This is a genomic window from Candidatus Parvarchaeota archaeon, assembly GCA_016866895.1.
GTDB lineage: Archaea > Micrarchaeota > Micrarchaeia > Anstonellales > VGKX01 > VGKX01.
In genome coordinates this window covers 1-4863 of the sequence record VGKX01000093.1, presented here as the reverse complement: position 1 = coordinate 4863, position 4863 = coordinate 1, and the positions used below count along the sequence as shown (strand labels likewise).

Sequence of the window (4863 nt, the reverse complement as noted above, 5' to 3'; positions counted from 1 at the left end):
AATGGCGTTTCTTTCAACTGTCATCGTCCCGATTGGACTGAAAATGCTGGCAGGCGAAAAATACCAGAAAATAACAACCTGAATGGATATTGGAATTATATGGCTTGGCGTGCAATAGTAGTTGGTGCATTGCAGGTTTGACCCCAGGTGCGATAAATGATATTTGCAAAAAATCTTGACGTTGATAGAAGGCTTTGGCTTGCGATTGCGTTTATACTCATAAGCTTTTGCCTTGTGTTTATTGGAGCAGATAGGGTGCTGGCGAATTATCTTGAAGGGCTTGGCATATAGGTGCCCTGATAAGCGGGGCGTTTTACACAATAGGCGCCACAACGCCTTTTTCAATGGTAGTCTTGATCGAGATTATGAGAAGCGGCAACCCGTATGTGGTTGCGTGGTTTGCCAGCCTTACGGCAACCGCCGTCGACTGTTTCATTTACGCCATATTAAAAGACACGCTTGAAAAGAATGCAAAAAAGCTAACCAGGTATATCCACAAAAAGTTCAGCAGGTTTGCCGATGCGTTTCCAATTGCAGGGTTCCTTGTTTTCGGGCTTCCGGTTCCAGACGAGATAGGGCTTGCCCTGATGGAAATGACTGAAATTAAGCTCTACAAGCTTGCCATAGTCATATTTTTGTCAAAATTCCTGACATTGCTTCTTTTTTGGAAGGCACTAGCAGGACAATAATTCAAAAATGCAGCTGCAGATGAATGGCTATGCGAGGAGTTCTGGTATTATCTTGAGGCGGATAGATGCGGGGTTGTTGTGTTCATTTACGCCCCGACAAATGTTGAGTAAAGGAGATAGCCATTGAACGCAAGAATCACAAGTGCGAATGTGGAAGCGACATAAGTTGTGATTTTGCGGTTTGCAAGTTCTTTCATGAATTCTTTTTTTGAGCTAAAATAAATAAGTGGGATAAGCGGAAGTGGTATGAGAAGGCTTAGGGCGACTTGGCTGTAGACAAGTATTTGAAGCGGCTCGATGCCAAGAAGAATGGCAACAAGCAGCGGGATTAGATTAACGACCCTGGTGATTACGCGCCGCACAAGGGGGCTTAGCTTGAAGTCGGTGAGGCTTTCCATGATTGACTGCCCGGCAAGAGTGCCTGTGATTGATGAGGAGATGCCTGCTGAAAGAAGGGCAAGGGCAAATACAAGGGAGGCAAGCGGACCAAAAAGCGGCGTGAGTGTGCGATACGCCTGATCGATTGTGGCAACCTCAAAGCCCGTGTTGTAAAAGGCTGCGGCTGCCATAATCAGGATTGCGGCGTTAATCAGGCCTGCGATGAAAAGCGAGAGGACATTGTCAAGCTTGTGGTAGGCAAGCGCCTCGTTTACGCCAATCCTTTTGCCCCCATCCACAAGAAAAGGTTGTTTTGAGCTTGATGCTCCAGCAATTTTTTCCCCGGATGCCGCGCCATTTCTTTCTGCCATTTTGTTTTTCAAAAGCCAGGAGTGGACAAAAAGCGCATGCGGCATGACTGTCGCCCCTATTATGCCAACCGCGATAAGTGCGGTTTGACCGTTTAGAAGCGGAGTGATAGAGTGGGTTGCAATCAAGCCCAAATCAGGTCTTGTGATGAATATTTCGTAAACATAGCCAAACCCTATGACCGAAACAAAAAGAATGAATGCATATTCAAGTGTGCGAAAGTTCTTCCTTGTGAGAAAAAGAAGCAACAGAACATCAAGTATTGCGATAAAGCAGCCCTCAAGCAGAGGTATGCCAAATAGGAGGTTTAGCGCAACAACAATTCCCAAAAATTCAGCCAGGTCGGTTGCAAGAATGGCGATTTCGGCAAGAAGCCAGTAGAAAAAAACAAGCAAACGGCTTTTCAGCTTGACTTTCACAAGCTCCGCCACAGAATACCCCGCAAGCCCTATTTTTCCAGACAGGTATTGAAAAAGCATAGCCATTGCAGAAGACATCCAGACTACCCAGAGCAAGTCGTAGTTGAACTGGGCGCCAGCCGAAATCGAGGTTCCCCAGTTGCCAGGGTCCATGTAGGCAACGCTGACAATAAGGCCGGTGCCGAAAAAAGCCCAGAACTTGGGGCTTGCAAGCAAGCTGATTGATAGCGAAATGCTTGAAAGGAAAGAGCTAAGGCGGAATGTTGTAATGTTTGACATGGGATTGACTCTAGGGTTGAATTAAATTGGATTTGCATCCAGTTGCAGGGTTTGACAATTGAGTATTATGCGTAAATTGGTTTGCCGTGCGGGTCAAATTTTGGATGTCCAAGCATGTTTTTCATTGCCGCAAGGCTTTCTTTTGAAAAGTCATGCTCAAGTGCGCAAGCCTCCAAGTGGACACGCAGCGGATCGCGATGAAAGATTTTTGTCAGGAATAATTCTATGAGCCGATGCTTTGCAGTTAGACTTCTTGCAAGTTTTCTTCCCTTTTGAGTCAGATTTATTGCACCGTAGTTTTCATACTCCACATATCCTTCAAGCCTAAGCCTTGATAACATCTCGGAAACCGTGTTCTTGCTTACACCAAGATAAGTGACAAGCTGCTTGCTTCTGATGCCGCAGGGGATATCCCGACCAGCTCCATTCTCGCAGAGCACGAATATTGCGCGGATGTAATCCTCCCGAAATGCATTAATCATGCGAGGTGTTATGATGCCAAAGTATATAAGTTCGTAGCATGGAACTTTTTGGCTAAAAAGAGGGTTTTCTTTCAGGATACAAGAACCGCACAAATCGCCAATGACGATATAGTGAGATCGATGCCGACACAAAAGTATTAATAGGGGAAAAACAACACCATAACATGGCAATAATTGATAGGAGAGCATATCCGTATCTGCTTGTGATAGCGGTTTTTTTGTCATTGCTTTTTTTCTACACGGCATATGACAAAAAAACTAAACAGCTAGAGTTTGGAAAGCTAGTTAAAGTACTGACCTTTGTTGACGTACAAAATTCCATTCGCGAGTTCAACAAAGTGGTTGCGCTTGAGGCAATTGGGCTGATTTCAATAGCGTTCATACTTGGCCCGCTCTCAAGGCTCTGGCCGCGCATTTTTTGCAGTTATTTGTACTTTAGAAAGCCCGTTGGAGTGATTGGGTTTGTTTTCGCACTTGTTCATGCAATCTACTCATTTGTTGAATTTTACAAAGGCGATTACGGAGTGTTCTTTAACACGCAACACCCTAAATTTGCCGCATTGAGCACAGGATTGGTTGCGCTGATTGTTTTTGCCGCAATGGCCATAACCTCAACGGCGAGTGCCGTAAGAAAAATGGGCTATGAGAAATGGAAGGCGCTTCAGACAACAGGGTACGCAGGCCTTGTCCTGACAATCATACATTTTTACATTATCGAAACAAAGCCTGACATAGGTTTTGATGTTCGCCCATGGGGCGTTGCGTTTTTCTGGCTTGCGATAATCGCCCTTATTTTGCGGCTTGTGGTTATATTCATCAGAACTGCCCCAAAAACAAAAATCGAGCACCATGTTGATGATGCAGAAGAGTATTGCAGAGTCGCACTTGGTAATGGGAAAAAAGGGAAGAGGGCATAGTTTGACAAGTGGGAATTCGATTGGTTGAACAAAATGCCTCGAGGGGATGAATACGTCAAGCTCTGAAATCGCAAAAATAGATGGCAAGGGAAGGCTTCTTGTGCCGCAGGCATTTCGCGAGGTGCTAAGCATCAAGGACGGTTCGCACGTTCTTGTGAGTGTCAACTCGGAAAAAAAATACCTGACAATTCTGCCATTTGCGGCAGCGGGAGATGACCTGCACATAGTGCACGTAACGCTTTCAGATGCCCCAGGCTCTCTGATGCGCGTGCTGACGGTGCTTGCAAGGCAGGGAGTTGACCTCATCCAGTCCGAGTCGCTTTCCTCGGACCGGGGGAGAGTTGCTACATGGAAGGCTCTGGTTGATTTGTCAAGCTGCAAGGCAAAGCCAACACAGCTAAGAGCAATTCTCATTAGGGAAAAGGCTGCAAAGAACGCGGCAATAGAGAAAGTTTAGGCTATATTCAACATTTCTATTCTTTTTTGACCACCAAAAGCCTTTTAAACTTAAGTGCCTTAATTGTAGGCAAGTGGGAAAAAAGTGGGAAAAACAAAAAAGACAAAGAAGCAGATGGAACGTAAATTAGGCTAACTAAAAAGGAGTGAAAAAATGGGCGAATTACTTCACACAGGCAAAAACTAAAGCAGGATTAGGGTATGGGACAGCCATGCCAATACGAATTTTGAGGCTTGAAGAAGCGGACACCACAAACTTGTTCCAGCGCCCAGCTGCGCCTGATTGCGGCAAGACGGTAAGCGAGATATTGACCAGAGTCAAAAACGAGGGAGACGGGGCACTTGAATATTATGCAGGGCTATTTGACAAAGTGCAAGGAAACTACTTGATTAAAGTGCCGCCATCTGAAATGGAAAAAGCATATGCAAATGCGGCGCAAGAGCTGATAACTGCCCTGAAGTTTGCAAAAACCCAGATTGAGAAGGTCTGCATAAAAACAAGGCCAAAGGACAGGGTAGTGAAGACTGAGTTTGCAACAATTAGGCAAAAAATTGTGCCTCTTGATTCTATTGGGATATATGCGCCTGGAGGAAGGGCCGCGTATCCTTCAACTGTTTTGATGTGCGCAATTCCTTCAAAAGTGGCTGGTGTGAAAAAGATAGTGCTTTGCTCATCGCCACCTGTATCTGCTTCTGTGCTTGTTGCTGCCAAAATTTGCGGCATTGACGAGATTTATGCTGTTGGTGGCGCGCAGGCAATTGCTGCAATGGCTTATGGCACGCAAACAGTTCCAAAGGTTGACAAAATCGTTGGCCCGGGCAACCAGTATGTGACAGAAGCAAAAAAGCAGGTGCGCGGGCAGCAAACCGACAT

General features: G+C 45.5%; 6 protein-coding genes. 4 read left to right on the top strand and 2 right to left on the bottom strand.

Annotated features, from left to right (window positions below):
- Nucleotides 1–344: 344 nt before the first annotated feature.
- Nucleotides 345–689 carry a hypothetical protein gene (locus FJZ26_04190; protein ID MBM3229604.1) on the top strand — a complete coding sequence of 115 codons (345 nt, stop codon included), beginning with the start codon at nt 345–347 and terminating at the stop codon, nt 687–689.
- Between the two features lie 86 nt (nt 690–775).
- Here the strand turns inward: FJZ26_04190 and FJZ26_04185 are convergent, their stop codons facing one another.
- Nucleotides 776–2134, bottom strand: coding sequence for a divalent metal cation transporter (locus tag FJZ26_04185; GenBank protein MBM3229603.1), 1359 nt, complete (start codon nt 2132–2134; stop codon nt 776–778).
- A gap of 65 nt (nt 2135–2199) precedes the next feature.
- Complete coding sequence (locus FJZ26_04180) at nt 2200–2862, bottom strand: metal-dependent transcriptional regulator (protein MBM3229602.1); 663 nt, start codon at nt 2860–2862, stop codon at nt 2200–2202.
- On the opposite strand from FJZ26_04180, the gene FJZ26_04175 reads away from it, so the two are divergent.
- From FJZ26_04175 to FJZ26_04165, 3 genes are all read left to right on the top strand, one after another.
- Nucleotides 2781–3533 carry a hypothetical protein gene (locus tag FJZ26_04175; GenBank protein ID MBM3229601.1) on the top strand — a complete coding sequence of 251 codons (753 nt, stop codon included), beginning with the start codon at nt 2781–2783 and terminating at the stop codon, nt 3531–3533. The genes FJZ26_04180 and FJZ26_04175 overlap by 82 nt on opposite strands.
- A 46-nt stretch (nt 3534–3579) precedes the next feature.
- Nucleotides 3580–3990: a hypothetical protein gene (locus FJZ26_04170; protein ID MBM3229600.1), complete on the top strand. Its 411-nt coding sequence runs from the start codon at nt 3580–3582 to the stop codon at nt 3988–3990.
- Between the two features lie 211 nt (nt 3991–4201).
- Nucleotides 4202–4863: histidinol dehydrogenase (locus tag FJZ26_04165; GenBank protein MBM3229599.1), on the top strand; the 662-nt coding region annotated here is incomplete at its 3' end.

Bases quoted from the DNA above. Each gene is read 5' to 3' on its own strand.
- FJZ26_04170 (MBM3229600.1), top strand. From the start codon at position 3,580: ATGAATACGTCAAGCTCTGAAATCGCAAAAATAGATGGCAAGGGAAGG.
- FJZ26_04180 (MBM3229602.1), bottom strand. From the start codon at position 2,862: ATGCCGTGTAGAAAAAAAGCAATGACAAAAAAACCGCTATCACAAGCA.
- FJZ26_04190 (MBM3229604.1), top strand. From the start codon at position 345: ATGGTAGTCTTGATCGAGATTATGAGAAGCGGCAACCCGTATGTGGTT.
- FJZ26_04175 (MBM3229601.1), top strand. From the start codon at position 2,781: ATGGCAATAATTGATAGGAGAGCATATCCGTATCTGCTTGTGATAGCG.
- FJZ26_04185 (MBM3229603.1), bottom strand. From the start codon at position 2,134: ATGTCAAACATTACAACATTCCGCCTTAGCTCTTTCCTTTCAAGCATT.